This is a genomic window from Nocardioides bigeumensis, from assembly GCF_039531755.1.
Taxonomy (GTDB): domain Bacteria; phylum Actinomycetota; class Actinomycetes; order Propionibacteriales; family Nocardioidaceae; genus Nocardioides; species Nocardioides bigeumensis.
The window spans coordinates 358,393-379,864 of record NZ_BAAAQQ010000011.1; the positions used below are offsets into that span (position 1 = coordinate 358,393).

Annotated in this window: 23 protein-coding genes and 1 pseudogene; 12 read left to right on the top strand and 12 right to left on the bottom strand. The window is 69.7% G+C overall.

Features of this window, described 5'->3' with window-relative positions; translation table 11 throughout:
- Positions 1-66: 66 nt before the first annotated feature.
- The 6 genes and pseudogenes from ABD295_RS10795 to ABD295_RS10820 form a co-directional block, all read left to right on the top strand.
- Positions 67-423: pseudogene (locus tag ABD295_RS10795) on the top strand (SDR family NAD(P)-dependent oxidoreductase); the annotation flags it as partial.
- A gap of 126 nt (positions 424-549) precedes the next feature.
- Positions 550-720 (top strand): SDR family oxidoreductase, encoded by a 171-nt coding sequence (locus tag ABD295_RS10800; RefSeq protein ID WP_344304049.1) that lies wholly within the window; start codon positions 550-552, stop codon positions 718-720.
- A 109-nt stretch (positions 721-829) separates the two neighbouring features.
- Positions 830-1,351 (top strand): hypothetical protein, encoded by a 522-nt coding sequence (locus tag ABD295_RS10805; RefSeq protein ID WP_344303721.1) that lies wholly within the window; start codon positions 830-832, stop codon positions 1,349-1,351.
- Positions 1,348-2,247 carry an SAM-dependent methyltransferase gene (locus ABD295_RS10810; protein ID WP_344303722.1) on the top strand — a complete coding sequence of 300 codons (900 nt, stop codon included), beginning with the start codon at positions 1,348-1,350 and terminating at the stop codon, positions 2,245-2,247. The genes ABD295_RS10805 and ABD295_RS10810 overlap by 4 nt, the downstream gene beginning before the upstream one ends.
- A gap of 31 nt (positions 2,248-2,278) precedes the next feature.
- Positions 2,279-2,497 (top strand): hypothetical protein, encoded by a 219-nt coding sequence (locus tag ABD295_RS10815; protein WP_344303723.1) that lies wholly within the window; start codon positions 2,279-2,281, stop codon positions 2,495-2,497.
- A gap of 15 nt (positions 2,498-2,512) precedes the next feature.
- A complete protein-coding gene (locus ABD295_RS10820) occupies positions 2,513-2,785 on the top strand; it encodes a DUF7218 family protein (RefSeq protein ID WP_344303724.1) in 273 nt (90 codons plus the stop codon).
- 72 nt (positions 2,786-2,857) lie between these two features.
- Here ABD295_RS10820 and ABD295_RS10825 read toward each other — a convergent pair whose 3' ends face one another.
- From ABD295_RS10825 to ABD295_RS10835, 3 genes are all read right to left on the bottom strand, one after another.
- Positions 2,858-3,847 carry an NAD-dependent epimerase/dehydratase family protein gene (locus ABD295_RS10825; RefSeq protein ID WP_344303725.1) on the bottom strand — a complete coding sequence of 330 codons (990 nt, stop codon included), beginning with the start codon at positions 3,845-3,847 and terminating at the stop codon, positions 2,858-2,860.
- 66 nt (positions 3,848-3,913) lie between these two features.
- Complete coding sequence (locus tag ABD295_RS10830; protein ID WP_344303726.1) at positions 3,914-5,101, bottom strand: hypothetical protein; 1,188 nt, start codon at positions 5,099-5,101, stop codon at positions 3,914-3,916.
- A complete protein-coding gene (locus ABD295_RS10835) occupies positions 5,101-5,610 on the bottom strand; it encodes a SigE family RNA polymerase sigma factor (protein WP_344303728.1) in 510 nt (169 codons plus the stop codon). The genes ABD295_RS10830 and ABD295_RS10835 overlap by 1 nt, the downstream gene beginning before the upstream one ends.
- A 78-nt stretch (positions 5,611-5,688) precedes the next feature.
- On the opposite strand from ABD295_RS10835, the gene ABD295_RS10840 reads away from it, so the two are divergent.
- Positions 5,689-6,108 (top strand): MaoC family dehydratase, encoded by a 420-nt coding sequence (locus tag ABD295_RS10840; protein ID WP_344303729.1) that lies wholly within the window; start codon positions 5,689-5,691, stop codon positions 6,106-6,108.
- A 166-nt stretch (positions 6,109-6,274) separates the two neighbouring features.
- Here ABD295_RS10840 and ABD295_RS10845 read toward each other — a convergent pair whose 3' ends face one another.
- Complete coding sequence (locus ABD295_RS10845) at positions 6,275-7,246, bottom strand: nuclease-related domain-containing protein (protein WP_344303730.1); 972 nt, start codon at positions 7,244-7,246, stop codon at positions 6,275-6,277.
- 324 nt (positions 7,247-7,570) lie between these two features.
- Here ABD295_RS10845 and ABD295_RS10850 point away from each other — a divergent pair, with 324 nt between their 5' ends.
- Positions 7,571-8,224, top strand: a complete 654-nt coding sequence (locus ABD295_RS10850) for an excalibur calcium-binding domain-containing protein (protein ID WP_344303731.1) — start codon at positions 7,571-7,573, stop codon at positions 8,222-8,224.
- Between the two features lie 237 nt (positions 8,225-8,461).
- Positions 8,462-9,796: a ScoMcrA-related endonuclease gene (locus ABD295_RS10855; RefSeq protein WP_344303732.1), complete on the top strand. Its 1,335-nt coding sequence runs from the start codon at positions 8,462-8,464 to the stop codon at positions 9,794-9,796.
- A 404-nt stretch (positions 9,797-10,200) separates the two neighbouring features.
- Here the strand turns inward: ABD295_RS10855 and ABD295_RS10860 are convergent, their stop codons facing one another.
- The gene (locus ABD295_RS10860) at positions 10,201-11,352 is read right to left on the bottom strand and encodes a hypothetical protein (RefSeq protein WP_344303733.1); all 1,152 of its coding nucleotides are present in this window, start codon (positions 11,350-11,352) and stop codon (positions 10,201-10,203) included.
- Complete coding sequence (locus ABD295_RS10865) at positions 11,352-11,861, bottom strand: SigE family RNA polymerase sigma factor (protein WP_344303734.1); 510 nt, start codon at positions 11,859-11,861, stop codon at positions 11,352-11,354. Before ABD295_RS10865 ends, ABD295_RS10860 begins: the two co-directional genes overlap by 1 nt.
- A 121-nt stretch (positions 11,862-11,982) precedes the next feature.
- Here ABD295_RS10865 and ABD295_RS10870 point away from each other — a divergent pair, with 121 nt between their 5' ends.
- From ABD295_RS10870 to ABD295_RS10880, 3 genes are all read left to right on the top strand, one after another.
- Entirely contained in the window at positions 11,983-12,411 is a 429-nt protein-coding gene (locus ABD295_RS10870; protein ID WP_344303735.1) for an SRPBCC family protein, read from the top strand.
- 152 nt (positions 12,412-12,563) lie between these two features.
- Complete coding sequence (locus ABD295_RS10875) at positions 12,564-13,094, top strand: SigE family RNA polymerase sigma factor (RefSeq protein WP_344303736.1); 531 nt, start codon at positions 12,564-12,566, stop codon at positions 13,092-13,094.
- A complete protein-coding gene (locus ABD295_RS10880; RefSeq protein WP_344303737.1) occupies positions 13,091-13,810 on the top strand; it encodes a hypothetical protein in 720 nt (239 codons plus the stop codon). Before ABD295_RS10875 ends, ABD295_RS10880 begins: the two co-directional genes overlap by 4 nt.
- 168 nt (positions 13,811-13,978) lie before the next feature.
- On the opposite strand, the gene ABD295_RS10885 is transcribed toward ABD295_RS10880, so the two are convergent.
- From ABD295_RS10885 to ABD295_RS10910, 6 genes are all read right to left on the bottom strand, one after another.
- Positions 13,979-14,722: an FAD-binding oxidoreductase gene (locus ABD295_RS10885; RefSeq protein ID WP_344303738.1), complete on the bottom strand. Its 744-nt coding sequence runs from the start codon at positions 14,720-14,722 to the stop codon at positions 13,979-13,981.
- Positions 14,719-15,330, bottom strand: a complete 612-nt coding sequence (locus tag ABD295_RS10890; RefSeq protein ID WP_344303739.1) for a sulfite oxidase-like oxidoreductase — start codon at positions 15,328-15,330, stop codon at positions 14,719-14,721. The genes ABD295_RS10885 and ABD295_RS10890 overlap by 4 nt, the downstream gene beginning before the upstream one ends.
- A gap of 273 nt (positions 15,331-15,603) precedes the next feature.
- Complete coding sequence (locus tag ABD295_RS10895) at positions 15,604-16,332, bottom strand: nucleotide exchange factor GrpE (RefSeq protein WP_344303740.1); 729 nt, start codon at positions 16,330-16,332, stop codon at positions 15,604-15,606.
- A gap of 79 nt (positions 16,333-16,411) precedes the next feature.
- On the bottom strand, positions 16,412-18,190 hold the full coding sequence (locus tag ABD295_RS10900; protein ID WP_344303741.1) for a dynamin family protein: 1,779 nt from the start codon (positions 18,188-18,190) through the stop codon (positions 16,412-16,414).
- Entirely contained in the window at positions 18,187-19,497 is a 1,311-nt protein-coding gene (locus ABD295_RS10905) for a dynamin family protein (protein WP_344303742.1), read from the bottom strand. The genes ABD295_RS10900 and ABD295_RS10905 overlap by 4 nt, the downstream gene beginning before the upstream one ends.
- Before the next feature lie 88 nt (positions 19,498-19,585).
- Positions 19,586-21,445, bottom strand: coding sequence for an Hsp70 family protein (locus ABD295_RS10910; RefSeq protein ID WP_344303743.1), 1,860 nt, complete (start codon positions 21,443-21,445; stop codon positions 19,586-19,588).
- Positions 21,446-21,472 lie beyond the last annotated feature (27 nt).

The following is a 21,472-nucleotide window of genomic DNA, read 5'->3' on the forward strand; positions in this document are numbered from 1 at the left end:
AGACAGGCAAGTAGGCCCGTCCACGCAAAGGAACGCCCATGACCCTCACTCCTCCGACTCTGGCTGATCTTCTGGACCTGCGCGGTCGCACGGCGATCGTCACCGGCGCTCGCCATGTACGTCGACGTCGGCGACGCGGACGGCGTGCACAGGTTGGTCGCGGAAACCGTGGGGTGGCGCGGCCAGGTCGACATCCTCGTCAACAACGCGGGGATCTTCCCGAGCTAGCCGGTGCTGGCGATGTCGCCGGACGACTTCGATCGCGTGATCCACACCAACCTGCGCGGGGTCGTCCTCTGCTCGCGCGAGGCTGCACTGCGGATGTGCGACCAGGACTCCGGCGGCCGGATCATCAACGTCACCTCGGTCGACGCGCTGCACCCCTCCGCGGTCGGGTTGGCCCACTACGACGCCTCCAAGCACGGGCGTCTGGGGGTTCACGAAGAACCTCACCCTCGAGCTGGCACCGCACAGAATCTGGGTGAACGCCATCGCCCCCGGCGCCATTGCCACGCCCGGCGTGGCAGCGATGCAGGCAAGCGGCGACGCTTGCGGCGTCGACCCTCAGGCGATCCTCGAGGCGTTCCTCGCCAAGGTGCCTATGGGCCGGATGGCGCTCCCGACGACATCGCGCGGGCAGCCCTGTTCTTGGCGAGCGACCTCGCGTCGTACATCACCGGCGCCCAGATCGTCGTCGACGGCGGGGTCCTGCTCTCCTGAGGCTCGACGAGACTGCCACTGCTTCGGTGGTCGAGCAGCGAGCGATCTGTCGAGCCCACCCCTCTGTTGGGGTGGCGCGACGCCCACCAAACGTCCGTAGCGTCGAAGCATGGGCCTCGTCAGCACCACCGTGCGCTCCGCGCACCTCGTCTCCAACGCCGCCTGGTTCGGCGGCTCCCTGATGGGCGCGGTGGGACTCAACCCGGCGTCCCGCGAGGGCGACGACCTGCGCGAACGCGCCGAGATCTCCGGCGCGGGCTGGGAGAAGTGGGGTCCGGTGCAGGGAGCAGCCGTGGGCGTGCACCTGCTCAGCGGCCTGGCGATCCTGGCCGACAACCGTCGCCGCACCCTCGCGCACCCGCCCACCACGGTCGCGGTCCTCCTGAAGACCGGCCTGACCATGGCCGCGGTGGCGGCCAGCGCCGCGGCGTACCGCTCCGGTCAGCAGCTCGGCGAGGCCGCTGGCGAGGACGGCCGGTCGCAGGACCCTCAGCGCGCTCAAGAGCTGAGCCAGCGCATGAGCTGGCTGCAGTGGGCCACGCCCGCGGCGACGGGCGGACTCCTCGTGCTCGACGCCTACTTGGGTGAGCAGCAGCGCGGTCTCGCCGGACTGCTCGACCGACGCCGTTGATCGACGCGTCCCTGCTCGGGAAGCACGACCGAGTGGTCGTCGTCGCTGTCGACGACGGCGCGCTCGAAGCGGCCGCCGACGACAGCGGGCTCGAGGTCGTGCACATGACCGCCGCCAACGACCTCGACGAGACCGTGGCGCTCCTGGTCAGCCTGATCGGCGACGGTCGCTCGACGCTGCTGGCCGCGCCGTCGCCGGACGACGACCAGCCCGACCGCGAGCTCGCTGGTTCCGCCGCGTCCACGGCCGCGGTCCGCACGGGTGCGACTCTCGTGGAGCTCAGCCCGGTCGGCACGTGGCGGCGGCGGGAGCCCGCCGACACCGCCTTGGACGACCTGCACCAGTCCGAGGCGGATCCGTGGGGGGTGGACACCCGCTGGTACGAGCGCCGCAAGCGCGCCCTCACGCTCGCGATGCTGCCCCGCCCGCGCTTCGTCCGGGCGCTGGAGGTGGGCTGCTCGGTGGGGGCGCTGACCGCCGACCTCGCGGACCGCTGCGACGAGGTGGTGGGCGTCGACGGGAGCGCATCCGCCGTCGAGGCCGCGCAGGCCCGGCTCGCGGACGCCGCACACGTCGACGTACGCCGCGCGTTGGTGCCTGGCGACTGGCCCGCCGGCGAGTTCGACCTCGTGGTGGTCTCGGAGATGGCGTACTTCCTCAGTCCCGCCGCCCTCGAAGGCCTCGCCGCGCGCATCCGCGACTGCCTGACCGCCGACGGCGTCGTCGTCGCCTGTCACTGGCGGCACGACATCGAGGGGTGGGTGCTCGACGGCGCGGATGCCCACGCCCGGCTCCTCGCTGAGCTGGGGCTTCCGGAGCAGTCCCGCTACGAGGACCGTGACATCACGCTGTCGTTGCTGGGCCGTGACGACGCGCTCCCGGACCCCACCGCCTGATAGCGCACGCGCCACCGGGTACTGGCCTCATATGAGCGACAACAGCGACCTGCGCGACGAGCTGGAGGCCAACGAGGCTGTGCAAGCGGTCGTCGACCGGGTGCTCTCCTATCAGGCCGGCGCACCCGCCGACACCGTGCGAGCCGAGCTCGTCAAGGGCCTGGACGACATCGACGAGGACATGCCGGACGGCTGGCTCGACCAGACCGCCGACCGGATCAGCAACGCAGACCCCGCCCAACCTGACTGACTGACTGGAGGAACCATGCCTGCGAAGAGGGACCACGGCGCCAGCATCGGCGACGACGAGGTCTACGAGAAGGTGCGCGCCACCGGCGCCAGCAAGCAGAAGGCGGCCCGCATCGCCAACGCGGCCGCCAACACCTCGCGTCAGCAGGTGAGCAAGAAGGGCGGCGAGTCCGGCTCGTACGACGACTGGACCGTCGCCCAGCTCCGCAAGCGCGCCTCCGAGCTGGACATCAGTGGCCGTTCGTCGATGAAGCGAGCCCAGCTCATCCGCGCTCTCCGCAACTCCTGACCCCGGTCGGGCCACCGGTGGTCGAGCCGTCGGCGGTCGAGCAGCGAGCGAAGCGAGCGATCAGTCGAGACCTCACACCTTGAAGCGCGCCACAAGCTCCGAGATCAGACCGTCGACCCGAGCGTCGATGGTTCGACGTGCCAGATCGGCATCATGCCAAGCCACGATCTCCCGAGCACCCTGTTCGAAGCGCGTGGTGGTGAACCCTTCGCGGCTGAGGCTGCGGATCTTGGTGTTGTCGAAGACCATGGAGTGGGCCTTGTCCCCGAGCAGGCTGGCACCCCAAGCGGGGTCCACAGCCGCGATGGCGTCAGAAGGCACATGCACGATCTGTGCCTCGGCTCCCGCCGCTGCGGCGAGGGCATGAGCGATCTGGTCCCAGGTGAGGACGTCGTCAGAGGTGATGTGGAAGGCCTCGCCCAGGGTCCGGGGGTGCCCGAGCAGGGGGACGAAGTCGCGGGCGAAGTCACGGTGGTGGGTCAGCGTCCACAAAGCAGTGCCGTCCCCATGGACGACGATCGGCTCTCCTCGGCGCATCCGGTCGACGGCCGTCCACCCGCCGTCGAGCGGCACCGACGTCTGGTCGTAGGTGTGCGACGGACGTACGACTGTGATCGGGTACCCCTCGTCTCGGTAGAGGGAGGTCAACAGGTCCTCGCACGCGATCTTGTTGCGCGAGTACTCCCAGTACGGGTTGCGCAGCGGCGTCGACTCGGTGATCGGTAAGCGCGCGGGAGGAGTCTGGTACGCCGAGGCCGAGCTGATGAAGACGTACTGCCCCACCCGGCCGCGGAAGAGGTCGGTCCTGGCCCGCACCTGTTCGGGAGTGAAGGCCAGCCAGTCGACCACGGCGTCGAACTGCTGATCCCCGACCGCGTTTGCGATCGACCGCGGGTCATCCACGTCAGCGGTGATCCGACGGGCCTCGGGTGGCAGGACGCGGCTGGTGCTGTGGCCCCGGTTCAACACCCAGAGATCGAGACCTTGCTCGACTGCGCGCCACGAGCAGGCGGAGCTGATGCGTCCGGTTCCGCCGAGGAAAAGCACGCTCAGGGTCGTCACCCGTTGAATCTAGTCGGGTCGAGCCGGACAGGCGCGACCGGCGCTCGAGAGGGATCAGACGGTCGCTCAGGGCAGGTCGATGAGCACGCACTCCGCCGGGTCCGGGCGGCAGCGCACCAGCCCCGACTCGCCGTTCTCGGTGACGACGCGCGCGACCAGCCGGTCGTCCGACTCCCACCAGAACCCGAGCACGATGAAGCCCCAGCCATCAGGTGGGGTGAGGACACCCGCTCCCGAGCCGTCGAGGCGTTGGACCTGAAGCTCCGTGGCGGCCGAGGCCTCGCCGCCGACGGTTCCGGGGGGCACGTACGCCAGCCACTCGGCACCTGCCTCCAGGACGTCGTGCGTCGGCAGGTCCGCCACCCGGGTGAGGGTGCCGTCGGGCGAGAGTCGCGCGAGGTAGGGCGCGCCCTGGGTCCCGTCGGTCTCGTCGAGCTCGCCCTCGTTGACGATCAGCCCGGCGTCGGTGCTGCCGATGACGACCTGCCCCGGCGCGGTCTCCTGCAGGTCGTCGGTCTGCCCGTCGACCAGCGGCCGCCACCACCACAGCATGCTCGAGCCACGCGCCACCACCAGGCCGTCGTCGGTGACCGCCTCGACGCGCACCGGCGGATCCGAGGTGATGTCGGACAGGTCGACGCCACCGAAGCCCTCGCCGCCCTCCTCGGTGTCGGCGCCGACCAGCATCAGGCCGTTCCCCTCGTCCACGATCCGCGCGAGGTAACCCCCGCTAGGTGAGATCACCGGCGGCTGCTGCATGACGCCCTCGAGCCGCTGCGGCTCGGCGTCGTACCCCCACCACCACGTCTCGTCCGCGCGCCTGCCGATCCAGTGGGTGCCGCGACCATCGGCGTTGTACCACTCCCCCGGCACCTGCTCGCCGCCGACGAAGAGGTCGAGTCCGACGAGCACGGGATCGACAGGCATCGCCGTCGAGATCGGACCGCCTGCGGCCGGATCGGTCGCCTCGGTCGGTGGGGTCGAGTCGGTCGGCGTCGGGGCTGTGGGCGTGGGGCTGGTGGGCGTAGGGCCGGGCGACGGCGCGGGCTCGACGCGATCGGGGTCGCCCGACGTCAGGAACGTGACCACGAGGATCAGTACGACGACCGCCGCAGCGGCAGCCGCCATTGCCGGCACGGCGAGCCTCCGGGAGCGGCGTTCGGCCACCGGGAATGTCGGCCGCTCGGGGATGACCAGGTTGCTCGCGACGTCGTCCAGCTCGCGGATCAGGGTCTGCTCGAGGTCGTCGTACATCATTCGTCCCTCCCGTCCCCGAGAGAAGTTCGTAGGTTCGCCAGCGCGCGGTGAGCGGTGGACTTCACGGTGCCGGCCGAGCAGCCGAGGGTGTCGGCGATCTCGGCCTCGCTGAGGTGCTCGTAGTAGCGCAGCACGATCACCGCGCGCTGTCGCGGCGGCAGGTCACGCACGTGCGGCCACAAGGTCATCCGGTCCTCGGGGCCGTCGGCCGGCGGCGTGACCGGCTCCGGTGCCTGGTCGCCGGCCAGCACCTCGAGCCGCCGCGCCATCGGCCGCTTCGTGGACAGGAACGTGTTGACCAGGATGCGACGCACGTAGGTCTGCGGCGCCTCCGCGCCGGCCACCTTGGACCACGCGCCGTGCACCTTGATCAGCGTCTGCTGGGCCAGGTCCTCGGCGTCGGCGTGGTTGCCGCTCAGCAGGTAGGCATGACGATAGAGCGACGGCCACGCCGACGCGGCGTACTCGTCGAACGTCGACGCCTGCACCCCTGCCCTAGAAGCCATCGGCACCATCCTCACCCCCTCGTACCTAGACACACTCCGCGAGGGGGCGAAAGGTTGCTCCGAGAAGGGGAGGTCGCCATGACGGACGCTCCGCACGCCGTGCAGGTCGCCAACGCTGAGGAAGTGCTTCAGCTCGCGGGTCGCGAGCTCGGACCGACGTCGTGGTTCGAGGTCACCCAGCACGACGTCGACGCCTTCGGCTCCGCGGTCCTGGACTGGCACTGGGCGCACAACGACCCCGAGCGCGCAGCCGGCGGACCGTTCGGAGGACCGATCGCTCACGCCCACATGACCCTGGCCCTGGCTCCGCACTTCCGGGCGGAGCTGATCACGTTCACGTCCGGCGAGTGCATGTTCTACGGGTACGACCGCGTGCGCTTCCCTGCACCGGTCCTGGTGGGCGCGCGACTGCGCGTGCACGCGACCGTGCTGCAGGTCGAGGAGGTGCCGGGTGGTGAGCAGCTGACCATCGACCTCCGCTTCGAGATCGAGGGGTAGGAGCGCCCGGCGTGCGTGGCCCGAGGGATCTGGCGGCACTACGACCTCGACCTGTCGGGTCAACCGGCCTAGCGCTGAGGTCCGCCCCTCAGATCCGCTAACGACGGGCCGGCCTCGCCCGGTTGTACGCACGTGCGGACAACCCGCCGGGTCACGTGTGCGCGACCTACTCGCGGTGCCAGGTCGTCGATCGACGCGCCGCGGCCCAGATGCGGTTCAGCTTGTCCTGATCAAGCACCGGTCCGAGTCGCAGGAGCCAATCCGCTAGCTGGTTGCGATAGAGCACTGTCACGCCGGGCTTCGGCGGCCGCTTTACAGTGAAGGACTTGGCGTTGACGGCAACCACGAGCCCATGGACGGTCACAGGCTCACCGACGACAGCCGACAGAAGCCGACCTGCACGCTCGGCCTCGAAGCGCGCGTTGCGGATGTACTTCGTCTTCGAACCTCTGACCATCAGAGTCTCGCCGCCGACCCAGATGTCCGCGCCCGGGTGGTGCTTGGCGTTCACGGTGAAGACGCCACCCGGACCGAGCACGAGATGGTCGATGTCAGAGCCATTCGCACCAACCGGGATGGAGTGGATGGAGGTCCATGCCGGGTTCTTCGAAGAGACCTTGGCGAGCTGTCCAGCCACCAGTTGTTCACCGTCGGCACCAATGCGCCAGGCCCGTTCGTCTGTGTGCACGCCGAGAAGGCGAGCAAGCGTCGTGCGTACCGGTGCCTCCGCTCGCTTGTTGAGCGCAACCTCGCGGATCGCTTCGCCGGGACGGTTGAGGGACAGGTCAACCCAGGGCCTGTCTGTCAGCAGGCCTTCGGGAGTGTCCGGCACATCCTGCTCGGTTGGCGCCGAAGCCGATGAGCTCGGATCCGCGCGGCCGAGGCTCATGCCGCGCTCGGCCAGCCACGCGTCCGCAAGGGCAGCCACGATCTCTCGGTCCGACTCGGCGTCCGGGTGATCCATCCCGGACTTCAAGTCGCGGAAGCCGACCTTCTCCCCAGTGGCAGCGGTGATGTAGAGGCGGTCGTGACCGAAGCGAGTCCACCGAGCGCATTCGAAGGTAGGGTCCGCCGCCGGGTTGGAAGCACTCACCGACGAATCATGCGAAACCGATGGGGTGATTGTCAGGAAAACCATGCAAGTGAACGGATGGTCCGGCAACGAGCGGCGGTCGCTTTACTGCTGCTTGCAGGGGGCGAGGCAGCTGGGATCTCACTGAGACGTGCAACTCTTCCCCAATCGTTCGGTCCCCTGTGGCCTCCATGGGGGTGCTGGGCACGCTGACCTCGTGGCGCAACAGGCTGGTCACTCTTCCAGAGGTGGCCGATCGGTCGATTCTGTAAGGCATGTCTTTACTCAGTCGTGCCGGCCTTGTTACGTTCCACAGACCTTGCCTACGCCAACAATTCGGGGTGCCCCGTGCTCTTTCGACGTCTTCTCGCTATCGCCCTGCTCTGTGTCATGACTGTCGCTGGAGGGGCGGTCCTCGCCTTGTCCTCGTCGACAGCGCAGGCAAAGGACATGGATTGCGGTGACTTTCCTAGTCAGCGTGCTGCGCAGATCTACTTCCTGAACCATGGAGGTCCGGCCTCCGACCCCGACAACCTTGACTCGGACGGCGACGGAATCGCCTGCGAGAGCAACCCCTGCCCCTGCTTCACCGGCAGCAATCCTCCGCAGCCGTCGCCGTCTCCGTCGCCGAACCCGCAGCCGGCGCCGGCGCAGAAGGTCATCGTCACCAAGGTGATCGACGGGGACCGTGTCCGCGTCAAGTACGTGCCCGGCGGCTCGAAGGCAACGGTCAGCTTGTTAGGCACTCGAGCGCCGAAGCTCAACAAGTGCGGCGGCATCGAGTCGAAGCGCGCACTGAAGAAGGTGACGCCTGTCGGCACCCGAGTCCAGCTCATCCCCGACAAGAAGCAACGCAACAAGAACGGTAAGGGCGACCTGCTTCGGTACGTCCACAAGGGGAAGAAGGACGTCAACCGCCAGCAGCTGGTCAAGGGCTGGAGCGAGCTGTATGTCGCCAAGGGCAAGCTCACGCGCCAGCGCAGCTATGCCAGGGCTGAGAAGGTCGCCCGCCAGGGAAGTCGGGGCAACTGGTTCACCTGCTGAGGAGAGCGACGGGCCCGAGCCAGGTCCACATTCGCATCGGCCCCGTCAGCCATTCTTGACGCAAGCTGCAGACGTCGAGCCTTGTCGTTGCTAGCGTCCAAGCTCCTATCTACGCCACTCACAGGAGCTCTCACGTGCTCGCCAACCGTATTCGCCTGTCTTCCGGCAAGCCCGCTTTGCCGGCCATCCAGGCCTTGAATTGTGCGACCCGGTTCCTCGCCCACTCGAACAACTCACGTGGATGTGGCAGTCATGGGACTTGCTGAGCTCACGGACCCTGCAGCGGTAACACGTGCCCTGGCTGAGCATGACCGTCTTGGCCGTGACGGCTTCTTGATGCGCTACGGCTTTGGAAAGGCGCGAACATACTTCGTCCTGCAGGCAGGAAAGACCTACGAGTCCAAGGCCATTGTTGCCGCTGCGCACGGGATCCAGCACGGACGCGCGCTCAGCGCCGATGAGTTCAGCGGCGGCGAGGCGACTGTTGTGTCCAAATTGGCTGAGCTCGGTTTCGAGGTCCTGCACGCTGGACGTGACTGGATGTACGCCCCCGGCGACATCGCACTGAGAGCCGACATTCACGCGACATATGGAGGCTCTACGTACGGCGGCATCGAGCCTTCGCGAACCTCGCCGAACGTGTTCATCTACACAGATCCAAAGCAGGGCGCTCAGAATGGGTACGACTACGACGAATGGGACCACGATGACCCCAACGTCTTTTATTACACGGGGGAGGGTCGCCTGGGCAACCAGACGATGCGCGCGGGGAACGCGGCAATTCTCGATCATGAAGCTGCTGGACGAGCGATCCGGCTGTTCAAGGCTGTGGATGAACCTGCGCGGCCGGGCGGCAAGCGGCAGAGGTATGTGGGCGAGTTCCGCCTCGACGCCGCCGCGCCCTACCGGATGCGGCCGGCGCCCGATGCTGCCGGTAACCTTCGGCAGGTCATCGTGTTTCGGTTAGTCAGCAGGGAAGCGCGCAAGAGGCCAGCGCCTCTTGCTCAGGCGACAAAAGGGGCTCAGGTCCTGCGTGCCGACTCAAAAACGAAAGTCGGGACGATCCAGCCTGGAGACGAGGCGCCCGACCCGGGAGCCGAGGTGCATGCCGCGAGTTTCGCAGGCGACGCCGAGGTAAACCAGGTTCCAAGCGAGCAGAACCTGGTGTCTGAGTACGAGCTCGCTCCGACCGTCGGACGGGTCGCGCAACGTCATGAGGCTGCCCTTGTCACGCAATTTGAGGCATGGCTTCGGATTCAAGGAGGCGAGCCACATCGCCTTCGAATCAGGATTCCCGGAGAGCGCCACGAGCTCATCACCGACACGTACGACCCTACGGCCCACGTGCTATACGAAGCCAAGGCCAAAAGCGACCGCGCGACCGTTCGGTTGGCTGTAGGCCAGCTGCTCGACTACCTGCGCTTCGTTCCAAAGGCATCTGGGAGCGTGCTGCTGCCTGAGGAACCCTCCGGCGACGTCAAACTCTTGATCCAATCTGTTGGTTTTGGATTGGTGTATCGCAACCTTGGTTCCTGGGTTGTGGAAGCAGCGGTTCGCACTGACACCCGCTGATTGGGAATACTGCTCGCTCCCCCGCCAAGCTGTGCGTGACGCTCGCTCCGCCGAACCGCCGTCGGGTTGCCGACACTCAACGTCGGTGACACACCAAGACGAGCAGCCTCTTCAATGCAGTGGACTTCGTCCTTGCAGACGATATTTTCAGAGGTTCCTGGAAGCAAGAAGTGACTTTCTGCACACTCATGTTCAGGAGTTAACCGGGCCAATTTCAGGCGTTGAGGCGCCGGCCGACGACCTATACGATTCGGACGCTGACACCACCGACTAGCAACAACGAATTGCGCCTGCTGCCGAGTGCAGCTAGCGGACGCCGTACTCGATGCCAGAGGCCCCTCACCACCCAAATCATCCAGAACTGCCGCGTTCGCGCCGCTGCCAGCGGCCACAACAATCCCTGATCAGGGCAGATAGACGAACCCGCACTCCGCCGGATCGGGACGACACCGCACGAGACCCTCGTCGCCACCGTCTCGGGTGACCACCTTGGCGATGAGCCGGTCGCCGGACTCCCAGCGGAAGCCGGGGGCGACGAACAGCCAGCCGTCAGGCGGGGACAGCACGCCGGGCGCGGAGCCGTCCAGACGCTGCACCTGAAGCTCCGAGGCCCCCGATGCCTCTCCGCCCACCGTGCCCGGAGGCACGTACGCCAGCCACTCCTTGCTCGCCTCGAGAACGTCGTGGGTCGGCACGTCGGCGACCCGGGTGAGCACGCCATCCGCTGAGATCTCCGCGAGGTACGGCGAGCCCTGGGTGCCGTCGGGGAGGTCCTCGGGGTTGCCTTCGGTGACGATCAGGCCCGCGTCGGTGCTGCCGATGACGACCTGCCCAGGCGCGGTCTCCGCGAGGTCGATGGTCCTGTGGTCGTCGAGCGGTCGCCAGAGGACCTGGCCGCTCGGCCCACCCGCGACGACCAGGCCCTCGTCCGTCACCGCGATCGCGCGCGGCAGCGGGGACAGCTCGTAGCCCGGCAGGTCCACCCCACCGAAGCCCTCACCTGCTTCCTCGGTGTCGTTGCCGGTCAGCATCGCGAACCCTCCCTCGCTCAGGACCCGCGCGAGATACCCGCCGTTCGGCGAGATGACGGGCGGCTGCTCCATGTCGCCCTCGAGCGCCTGCGGCTGCACGTCGTACCCCCACCACCAGCTGCCGTCCTGACGTTGGGCGATCCAATGGGTGCCGCGACCCTGGGCGAGCCACCAGCGGCCCGGCACCTGCTCGCCACCGACATAGAGGTCCAGGCCGACATCCACCGGGTCGAGAGGCATGGCCCGCGAGAGCGAGCCCTCGTCCGTGGCATCGGTGGAGGCCGTGGGGGCGGTCGGGCTCGGCGCCGGCGCAGGGTCCCTGCGGTCGGGACTCCCCCCGGTCAGCACGGTGAGGACCGTGGCCAGCACGACGACCACCACGGCCGCCGCCGCGAGGAAGGGCGCGGCCGTACGCCAGCGGGACGGGCCGGACATCGCTGGGAGGGCCGGCATCTCGGGAACGACCAGGTTGCTCGCGACGTCGTCCAGCTCGCGGATCAGGGTCCGCTCGAGGTCGTCGTACATCATTCGTTCCTCCCATCACCGAGAGCAGTTCGTAGGTTCTGGAGCGCGCGGTGCGCCGTGGACTTCACGGTGCCGCGCGAGCAGCCGAGGGCGTCGGCGATCTCGGCCTCGCTGAGCTGCTCGTAGTAGCGCAGGACGATCACCGCGCGCTGTCGCGGCGGCAGCTCACGCACCTGCGGCCAGAGCGTCATCCGGTCCTCGGGACCGGCGGTCGGTGGGGCGGCCGCCTCCGGCGCGTTGTCCCCCGCAAGCACCTCGAGCCGGCGGCCCATCGGGCGCTTCGTGGACAGGAAGGTGTTGATGAGGATGCGGCGTACGTATGTCTGCGGCGCCTCGACACGGGCCACCTTCGACCACGCGCCATGGGCCTTGATCAGCGTCTGCTGGGCCAGGTCCTCGGCGTCGGCGTGGTTGCCGCTCAGCAGGTAGGCGTGGCGGTAGAGCGACGGCCACGCCGCCGCGGCGTACTCCTCGAACGTTCCCGTCTGCGCGCGAGTGATCGCCGGCATCGGCACCACCTCCTCGCAGGTTCAGACTCCGCTGATGGGCAGCGGGTTGCGTCGACCCTGCCGATTGTTTGCCCAGCAGCGCTCGACGTGCCGACTCACGCGCGGTCCGTAGCCTTGGGACATGCAGATCCAACGCTCCGTCGAGACACCTGCCGCCCCGGCCGCGGTGTTCGCCTACCTCAGCGACTTCACCACCACCAACGAGTGGGACCCGGGCACGGTGCGCACGACCCTCCTCAGCGGGGACGGAGGCGCCGGCACGAAGTACCGCAACGTGTCGAAGTTCGCGGGCCGCGAGACCGAGCTGACCTACGAGGTGATCGAGCACCGCCCGGACAGTCGCTACGTGATCCAGGGCGAGAACAAGACCGTCGTCGCGCGCGACACCATCGACATCGAGCCGGCCGGCACGGGCAGCCGGGTCACCTACACCGCCGACTTCGAGTTCCGCGGTGTAGCCAAATATGCCGCTCCCCTCCTCGCGCCGGCCTTCAAGAAGCTCGGCGACGAGGCCGAGGAGGGACTGCGAGACGCGCTGGCGAAGCTCTGAGCCGCGCCGAGCCGACCTGGCGTACGTCGAACGTGTGAGGCCGAGTCGCGGTCGCAGCCCCACCCGGTTGACTGAACCTTCGCCTCGCCCCAAAGCCTCTTTACGGGTGGAAGATCAAGGGCACTCGGGACCTGCCGGAGAGGGGGCGGGCGGTGGGACGGCCACGCGGCACCTCGGCGTTCACCGAGCTCGTCGAGCACCGGGGCCACGCCCTGCTGCGCACGGCGTACCTGCTCGTCGGTGACCACCAGCTCGCGGAGGACCTGCTGCAGGAAGCCCTGGTCAAGACGCTGATCGCCTTGCCGCGGATTCGCGACATCTCCAGGATCGAGGGCTACGTGCGCCAGACGATGGTCAGGACCGTGATCGGCTGGCGACGGCGCCGCTCCTTCCACGAACGGCCCTCCGACGCACTGCCCGAGGCCCCGATCGACGACGGAGCGGACGTCGTGGCGACCCACCAGCTGCTGGTCGCCCACCTGCGCGGTCTCCCGCCCCGACAGCGCACCGCGATCGTGCTGCGCTACTACGAGGATCTCAGCGTCGCCCAGACGGCCGAGCTGATGGACTGCTCGGTCGGCGCGGTGAAGAGCCACGTGTCGACCGGCCTCGCCCGGCTCCGCGAGCGCATGGGCCCGTCCCTCGACCTGGTCCCGACCGGAGAGGAGGAGCTGACGTCATGAACGACTCGCTGCGAGAGCTCCTCCGTCAGAGCGCCGACACTGTCGTGCGCCCCCAGCTCGAATTCGACCAGCTGGTTGCCCTCGCAGACCGCCGGATCGTGCGCCGGCGCCTGGCCGCGGTCACGGTCAGCGCAGTCGCCGTCGCCGCCATCGTCGTGGGCGGAACCGCCCTCGGCCCCGACGACGCGACGCCGTCACCTGCGCCTGCTGTCCCGAACGAGACTCCCACGGTCGAACCCACTCCGACCACGCCGGACCAGAGCCCTGCGGCCAGCGTGCCGCGCGTCCCCCCCGAGGACGTCCGGGGCTGGCCGACCACGAGCAAGAACCGCGCCGGGGCCTATTCGTGGGACGGACGCACCTGCGCCTACAGCCAGAGCTGCATCCCAGGCTTCATGCACAACGGCTACGGGTCCGGCGACGTCAAGATCACGATCGAGCCTGGCGAAGGTCGAGTCCCTGAGGACTGGACGCCGGCGACCGTCGCCGGACGTCCGGGCGCCCATCGCCAGGTGAACGCGTTCCAAGAGGTGTGGTGGGTCGAGATCCACGGGAGGGCACTCGAGATCCAGCTGACCACGAGGCCCGGCACCAAGCAGCGCGAGATCGACGAGGGCCGCGCGATCATCGCCTCGATGTACACCGAGAAGCGGCCCACCGAGCTCGGCTGGCGGCTCGTCTTCATCCTGACCACCGACGACTGGGACTCCGGGTAGCCCACGACGACGATGGCCCGGGCCTCAGGTGTCGAAGGTGAAGCGCAGCGTCGCGCGCGGGCGCCCCGGCTTCGACGACCCCGCGTTCGTACGAGATCTTGACCTCGCTCCCCCGTCGTCGCCCTGTCGTCGTCCTGTCGGCGACGGCTGTGCGGTGCGATACATGGCCTAGCCGGTGGCTCCGAACTGCTCCACGCGGATCGCCGCCGGGTCGGCGCCGCAGTCGATGAGAAGTGGTACGGCGTACTCGGCGAACCTCGCCGAGCCGCAGACGTAGAAGACCTCGGCCGAGTCCAGCAGCGGGAGGACCTCCTCCCGCGACGGCGCCCCTGCCGGACGTTGGCCGTCGTCGTGGCGGGTGAACGCGATCGTGGCGCCGGCCTGCCGCAGCTCATCGACGTAGGGCAGCATCCCGGGGGTTCGCCCGACCGCCAACACCGCGAGCCGATCCGCCCGGCCCAGGCGGCGGGCGGTGCGGATCATGGCGACCGCCGGCACGACGCCGGTCCCACCGACCAGGCAGAACGCCGGAGTGCGGGTGTCCCAGACGAACCACCGCCCGATCGGGCCCCGGAGCTCCAGGACGTCGCCGACCTCGGCCACGTCGGACAGGAACTCCGAAACCTCCCCGCCGGGAAGGCGCTCGACGAGGAACTCCACCAGCGGGTCGTCGTCGTCCGAAGCGACGGAGTAGGACCGCTGGGCGGTGTAGTCGTCAGGCGCTCGGAGCCTGATCAGGTAGTGCTGTCCCGGTGCGTGCCGTTGCCGGTCCTCGACCAGCATCCGCAGCCGCACCGTCTCCGGTGTGGGCAGATCCTTGGTGATGATCCGGCCGGTCGTCCACGTGGTCTCGATCGGGACGACGTCGTCGATCGGGCTCAACGGCAGCGCCTCCGGATCCGGGCTGTTCACGGGTCGCCCTGGTAGCGCTGCTCGAGCCAAGGGTCTCCGCGGTCGTGGTAGCCGTTGCGCTCCCAGAACCCGGGCTGGTCCTCGGCGAGGAGCTCGAGGCGGGAGATCCACTTGGCGGACTTCCAGAAGTAGAGGTGGGGTACCAGAAGTCGCACCGGGCCACCGTGCTGCCGGGCGAGCGGCTGCCCGCCGTACTCCCAGACCACCCAGGCCCTGCCGCCGGTCATGTCGGACAAGGCGAGGTTGGTGGTGTAGCCGGTGCTGGAGTGTGCCAGCACGAAGCGGGCGTCGGCCTGCGGGCTCGCCGCCTCCAGCAGGTCGTCGACGCTGACCCCGGTGAACGTGACGCCGAACTTCGACCACGTGGTCACACAGTGGATGTCACCGGTGTACGACGAGCGCGGCAGCCGCTGGATCGCCTCCCAGCTCCACGTCGCGGGCCGGTCGACCAGCCCGTCGACGGAGATGGACCACTTGTCGAGGTGGATCTGCGGGGTGGCCTCAGCGGTGAGGACGGGCCAGCTGCCGCCTGTGTCGTACTGGCCGGGCGGCAGCCGGCCGGCAGCGCTCTCGGGGCGCTTGCGGAAGAACCCACGGGTGACGGGCATCGGATCTCCTAGTGTGCCGGGACCAGGGTCGCCAGCCGACCTTTCCCCGTCCAGGGACACCCTAGATCCAGGGATCCCAGCATCGGTCCACGGTCGCTGAGCACCAGGCGCTGCGCGATGCCGGCGTTCCCTTTGCCGCCGCCAGCTCGCTGATGCAGCTCCGTTCGTCATGGGCCGACCCGTTGCTGTCGGTCGCCACGGGTGGGCTCGTCCTGCTCGGCTACAGGGCCCGACCGTCCGACCCGCGACCCGTCGTCCTGGCAGCTCCTCCACTCAGGAGCCCGCGCCCCGAACTCGCACGTCAGCCGGGCGGATCACCTCGGTGCCGGTGGTCCAGCCCGGCCGCACCTCGTCCGTGAGGGTGCCCGGCGTGACCCCTGGCTCGTCGGTCACGTCCACCACGCGGTGCAGAGAGGGGTTCAGCGCCTCACCAGGCCGGGCGCTCACCCGCGTCACGCCGAGACGCCCCAGGTCTGCCTCGATCATCGCGGCCTGGCTTGGGTCGGTGGTCCGATCCCAGGCCCGCACCAGCTCGTCGATCGCGCCGTGGTCGAGCACCGGGGCGACCGTCGTCGAGGGCGGGGTCGACGGCGCGGTGGGGGGCGGAGTGGAGGGCGGCGGCTGTAAGGAAGGCTGTGGCGAGGGCGACTGGGGGCGCGACGGGGCCGCCGACCCTTCGTGTCGGCGGGCGCGTGCTGACAGGGCGGCCAGCACCGCGACCAGCACGACCACCAGCACCAGCCCGCCCAGGGCCAGCACCCAGGCGAGATTGAGGCCGCCGGCGTCCTGCGTCGTCGGGCCGTCCTGGTCGACGGGAGGCGACGGGCAGCTCGTCGAGGCGGTCGGTGCGGGCTTCGAGGTGGGTGACCGCGTCGACGGCACCGAGGGCTTTGCTGTCGGACCGCTGCTGCCGTCGGACGAGGAGGTTTCCACCAGCGAGCCGCCCGGCGAGGTGGAGGACGCCGTCGACTCCGCGCAGTCGGTGGGAGCGACCTTGCCCATGGATGACTCTCCTGGTCGGCGGTGCTGCGGGACGTGACGGAGGTTGGAGACTCCGAGCGCCTCCGATGTTCCCGAGCGGTCAGCTCGTGCGGGCGGCGTGGACCTCCGCCAGGGCCGCGTCCACACGTTGGAGCGCGGCAGTGACGGCCGCCTTGCGCGCCTCGACCTGGGCTACCAACGTCTTGCGCTCCTGGGCGGAGGAGACCCTGGCGACGTTGGCGCGGTTCACGGCGCCGGTTGCCGCGGCGTGCTGCGCCCTCAGGTGCTCGTTCACCTTCCAGAGGATCTCGGGACGTATCTCCCCCACCGCTTCCTCGATGTCATGGAGGATCTCGTCGCGGAGCCGGTTGAGGGTCTTGTGCAGGGTCTTGTTGCGCTCGGACGCGTCCACTGCGCCACCGCGACGAAACACGCCCATCACCGAGTAGACCAGCGCGCCTGGGCCGGCGACGAACGACATGGCGGCCGCCGCCGCGACGTGCACGGCGTCCGCGGTGTCGATCCTCTTGCGCGACCGCTGGCCGAAGTCGGGGGCCGGACCCGCCCGCCCCACCGCGTCCTCCCCGAGGTCGAGGACGGACAGCAGCGAGTCGGCGTCGGCGCGGTCGTCGAGTGCCTCGTTCGCGATGCCCGCCAGACCCGTGTGCAGCTGCTCGCGCACCCGCAGCCGCAGCTCGTGGATCTGGTCGCTGAAGCGCGCGGTGAGCGCCTCCAGGGCGGCGGCCCGACCCTTGACCGGCAGCCGGTTGAGCGCCTCCTCGGTCTCCTCCTGGATCTGCCAGAGCGAGTCACGCAGCTCTTGGCGGCATCGTCGAACGAGCCGCGAGACGTCGCGGTCGAGCCGCGCCGGCCACTGCGTCCTGCGCTCGTGGAGGACGCGCACCCGCTCCTCCAGCTCCTGCTGGTCGGTGGCGCTGACCGTGCCCTCGCTGGCGTTGCGCAACAGGTCGAGACCGCGGCCGGCCTCGTCGAGCTGGGAGCGACAGCTCCGCAGGACGTTGGCCGCGCGCAGCACCTCCGCCCGGGGGGCCAGCTCGGCGATCCGCTGCTGAAGCGCGGGCACGCCCGAGGAGCTGCGCACCTGGTCGCGCAAGGGTCCGTCGGGCAGTGCCGCGGCGTCCTCGTAGTCCTTGGCCGAGACGCTCGACAGCGGCACCGCGCCGAGGCGGGCCGACCTCTCAGCCAACCGACGGCGGACCGAGTCGACGATGTCCGCCGCGGTGCCTGGGTACTTGTCGGCCATCGTCACCGCCACGGCCACGACCTCGACGTCTCGCGCGAAGACCTCGAGCTGCACCAGCTCCGGGGTCGCGATGGGGGATCCGGCGTCGACGGTGAGGATCACCATGCCCCCCGCGGCGACCAGCCGCTGGGTGAGCAGCGTGCGTGACTCGTCGCTGGCGTTGAGCCCAGGGGTGTCGACGACGACGACGTCGCCGAGACGGGGAGCCTCGACGTGGGCCTCGAACGCGACCCTCAGCTCGGGTCCCCCTTCCCGAGCGCGGGCGTGCATCTGGTCGACGGTGATCCGCTCGACACCATCTGCCCCGGTGGTGACGACGTAGGCCTCCTCGACGGGTTCGGCCACGACCACGACGTAGCCCGTCCCCGTCGACGCCCCGACCGGGCTCAGGCCGGGCTGGTCGACCAGCGCGTTGACCAGCGTGCTCTTGCCCCGGCCGCCCTCGCCGACGACCACGACACGGGGTGTGCTGACCGGCTCGTCGACGCGGGCACGCAGCTGCGCGACAACCGGTGCCGACTCGGGCAGTCCGTGCGTCTCGAGGACGCCCAGCGCGTCCTCGATCGCTTCGTCCAGCCCGATCCGCAGCGCCGCATCGGTGCTCGTCGCGCTCACCCCACCTCCTGCGCCATCAGGACCATGCTGGCCGAGAGCGTCCGCGCCGCCAACGCCTCGGCCCCCAGCCGGGCCAACGATCCGGCTGCCGTGTAGCGACTGGCGCGCGCCAGGATCGTGGCACGATCGGCGCTGCCGTCCAGCGACCTCAGCCAGGCGAGGCGGTCCTCGACCGCCGGCCGGGCCAGCAGCTGCTCGAGATCTGCCCGCCACCGATGGCTGGGCGCGCTGCCGAGCAGCTCGAGATAGGCGGTCAGCTCGCGGACGACCTGGAAACCTGCGCCACCCAGGTGCCGCTCGAGGACGTCCGAGGCCCTCGGGCGGGCGGGGCCTGAGAGCCCCCGGACCAGGCCTGTCAGCGCCTCGACGGCGTCCCGCAGACGGCTGGCGTGCACGACCGGCCGCACGGCCTCGTCCAGGTGCTGCTGCAGCGCGCCGAAGCCCGAGCGTTCCTCTGCCCAGGCGGTGAGCTCACGCACCGTGGTCGCGGCCGAGCGGCCGTGAGCAAGACCGTACGGCGCGAGCGTCGCCTCCAGGTCGAGCAGCGCCTCGGGCTCGACCCCCGCGAGCGGCACCACGTTGGCGAAGCGCAGCTCGGCCTCCGGGCGCGTCGCCAACGAGCGGAGCAGGCCGGTGCGGCTCTCAGTGATCGCGCCGGTGCGCGCGCTCTCACCGAGCAGCGTGCTCACCGCGAGCACCCGCGCGAAGCTGACGGCGTACGCCGCCTCGAGCTCGCGCGCACGAGCGCGGGCCGCGTCGATCGGGTCCTCAGCACCGAAGGCCCCGGCGCCGAAGGCGTCCGCGTGCGAGAGCAGCCCGACGGCGCGCCGCGCCGACGCGCGGGTGCCTCCGGTCGCCTTGGCGAACTCGGTGGCGAGCCCCTCGTCGTCAGCACGCACGTCACCGCGGAAGAGGTAGAGCAAGCAGTCGAAGCCCGCGAGCGCAGCCACCACGGCCGAGTCCGTCTCCTCGCTCGCGCCCTGGAGGCCGGGGGTGTCGACCAGGACGAGGTCGTCGAGCGCTGCCGACGGCAACGTGACGTCGATGCGCTCGGGCCGGTCGATGCCCGCGAGCCTGTCGTCGCGTTCGCGCGGATCGTGAGGCAGCGGGTGCTCGCGACCGTCGGCGTCGACGCAGGTCCAGGCCTCGGGCGCGCCCCGGCGATAGACGGTCACCAGCCGGGTGCACTCCTGCGCGGCCGTGGGAGCCACCCGCCGGCCCACGATCGCGTTGACGAGCGTCGACTTCCCCGCGGACACCCGGCCCACCAGGCCGACCCGGAGCGGCTCCGTGTGGTCGCGCTGCACGCGACCGAGCGCCGCCGCGGCGGCCTGGTCGGCCCCCAGCGTCGGCTCGAGCTCGGCGATCAGGTCGTCCAGCGCGGAGCGGGACGCGTCAGGAGATGAAATGGTTGTCCCACCACCGATCGAGCTGGTCCAAGGTGACGTTCTCCGAGTAGATGTAGTAGGAGACGTCCTCGTCGATCTCCGACCACAGCAGGATGGCTGACCCGTCGTCGTAGGTGTAGCCGATGTAGGCGCCTTCGCCTTCGGAGTAGGTGCTCGCATAGCTCGTGCCGCCCTGGCTGTAGCCAGGCAGGGTGTTCGGCTTGAGCCCCAGCTCGACCGCAAAGGCGTTGGCCTTGCCCTTGCCGTAGCCCACCAGCACCTCCGCTGACGGGTCGAGCGAGCCCACACCAGCGGGGGTGCACCCCACCACGAAGTCGTCGAAGCCGGATTCATAGCAGTCCGCCTCGTCAGCCAGCCCCGAGGCGACCACGACGTCGACCAGGTCGCAGCTGGTCGCGGACAGCTGGCACCCGGCCGGCTCGTCGGTGGGCTCGTCGGTGGGCTCGTCACTGGGCCCATCTGTGGGCTCGTCGGACGGCTCACTCGTGGGTACGTCGGTCTCGCTGGTCGTGGTGTCGTCCCCGGACGAGCCGTCCCCGCTGCTCGCGATAGCCGCGATGACCACCAGCGCGAGGATGGAGGCGGCAGCGATGCCCACCCACTTCAGCCAGGGTCGTCGCGGCGGTGGGGGCGGCGGAGGGGGCGGGGGTGGCAGGCGAACACCCCCCGTGTCCGGACGCCCGGCATCTTCACCATCCTCGGCGCCACCGCCGGCACCGCCACGCCCAGGGGTCGCGACCGGCTCGAGGTCGCTGTCGACGTCACCGGGCACCTTCAACGCGCCGAGGGCGGTGACCTGCTTGGGGTCGTCCATCCGGGCGACCTTGCCCTCGGTGAGCGCCTGCATCTCCCGCTGGACGAGCGGGATCAGGCTGCTGCCGCCGGTGAGGTACACACGGGTCAGTGCGGCGGCGCCGCCGTGGGCGTCGAGCAGCGCGCGCGTGGCGGCCACGGCACGCCAGACGTCGTCGGCGATCAAGTTCTCGAACTCCTGCTGGGTCACCCCCAGCTCGACGAAGTCCTCACCGACCTGCACGCCCAGCTGGGTGCTGGCTCGCGCCGAGAGGTCGTGCTTGGCGCGCTGCACCGCCTCCCTCAGCATCAGCCGCCACCGCAGCTGCGCGGGGTCCTCGAGCCGGCTCACCAGGTCGTCGCGGCCACTGGCCGTGAGCTGGCGGAGCACCCAGAGCTCGAGGTAGACGTCGAAGTCGTCGCCACCGAGCGGGTCGACGCCCGTGGCGTCGATCACCGCGATCTTCGGCCCGTTCGCGCCCACCTCCTCGACGCGCAGCAGCGCCGCGTCGAAGGTGCCGCCGCCGAAGTCCACGACGGCGATGAGGCTGCCCGGTGCCCAGTGAGCCTGATCGGCGTAGTGGTAGGCCGCGGCGATCGGCTCCGAGACCATCCGCACCGGGCCGCGATAGCCCGCCGAGGCCAGCGCGGCGCGCAGCTGGTCCCGGCGGGGTCGAGCCCACGACTGGGGGTGGGTCATGACGATCTGCCAGGGCACCACGTCCTCGGACCGGGCCACCGTGGTGCTCAGCACCTGACGCAGCACGTGCCCGACGAGCTCGTGGGACGGCACGAGCTCGCTGCCCAGCGCGACCATCGGCTCGGCGAGCCGCCGCTTGGGCGTCCGCTCGAAGGCCTCGGGCCGCATGCGCGCCTGGTTGTCCGCCTGCTCGCCGACGGCCCAATGCCCCTGAGCGCTCAGGAAGACGGACGAGGGCATCGCGTCGGACTTGGCTTCGAGCCTGACCGTCGCCGGCCCACGACCCTGGAGACCGACGGCCGCCGAGGTGTTGGACGTGCCGAAGTCGATCGCCAGTACGTAGCTCGTCTCCATCGTTCCCCCTGATGCGTTGAGTCGCCG

Coding starts and splice junctions, on each gene's coding strand:
- ABD295_RS10805 (WP_344303721.1), top strand. CDS start 830: ATGGGCCTCGTCAGCACCACCGTGCGCTCCGCGCACCTCGTCTCCAAC.
- ABD295_RS10890 (WP_344303739.1), bottom strand. CDS start 15,330: ATGCCCGTCACCCGTGGGTTCTTCCGCAAGCGCCCCGAGAGCGCTGCC.
- ABD295_RS10820 (WP_344303724.1), top strand. CDS start 2,513: ATGCCTGCGAAGAGGGACCACGGCGCCAGCATCGGCGACGACGAGGTC.
- ABD295_RS10895 (WP_344303740.1), bottom strand. CDS start 16,332: ATGGGCAAGGTCGCTCCCACCGACTGCGCGGAGTCGACGGCGTCCTCC.
- ABD295_RS10880 (WP_344303737.1), top strand. CDS start 13,091: ATGAACGACTCGCTGCGAGAGCTCCTCCGTCAGAGCGCCGACACTGTC.
- ABD295_RS10865 (WP_344303734.1), bottom strand. CDS start 11,861: ATGCCGGCGATCACTCGCGCGCAGACGGGAACGTTCGAGGAGTACGCC.
- ABD295_RS10850 (WP_344303731.1), top strand. CDS start 7,571: ATGACTGTCGCTGGAGGGGCGGTCCTCGCCTTGTCCTCGTCGACAGCG.
- ABD295_RS10860 (WP_344303733.1), bottom strand. CDS start 11,352: ATGTACGACGACCTCGAGCGGACCCTGATCCGCGAGCTGGACGACGTC.
- ABD295_RS10835 (WP_344303728.1), bottom strand. CDS start 5,610: ATGGCTTCTAGGGCAGGGGTGCAGGCGTCGACGTTCGACGAGTACGCC.
- ABD295_RS10910 (WP_344303743.1), bottom strand. CDS start 21,445: ATGGAGACGAGCTACGTACTGGCGATCGACTTCGGCACGTCCAACACC.
- ABD295_RS10815 (WP_344303723.1), top strand. CDS start 2,279: ATGAGCGACAACAGCGACCTGCGCGACGAGCTGGAGGCCAACGAGGCT.
- ABD295_RS10870 (WP_344303735.1), top strand. CDS start 11,983: ATGCAGATCCAACGCTCCGTCGAGACACCTGCCGCCCCGGCCGCGGTG.
- ABD295_RS10845 (WP_344303730.1), bottom strand. CDS start 7,246: ATGGTTTTCCTGACAATCACCCCATCGGTTTCGCATGATTCGTCGGTG.
- ABD295_RS10840 (WP_344303729.1), top strand. CDS start 5,689: ATGACGGACGCTCCGCACGCCGTGCAGGTCGCCAACGCTGAGGAAGTG.
- ABD295_RS10830 (WP_344303726.1), bottom strand. CDS start 5,101: ATGTACGACGACCTCGAGCAGACCCTGATCCGCGAGCTGGACGACGTC.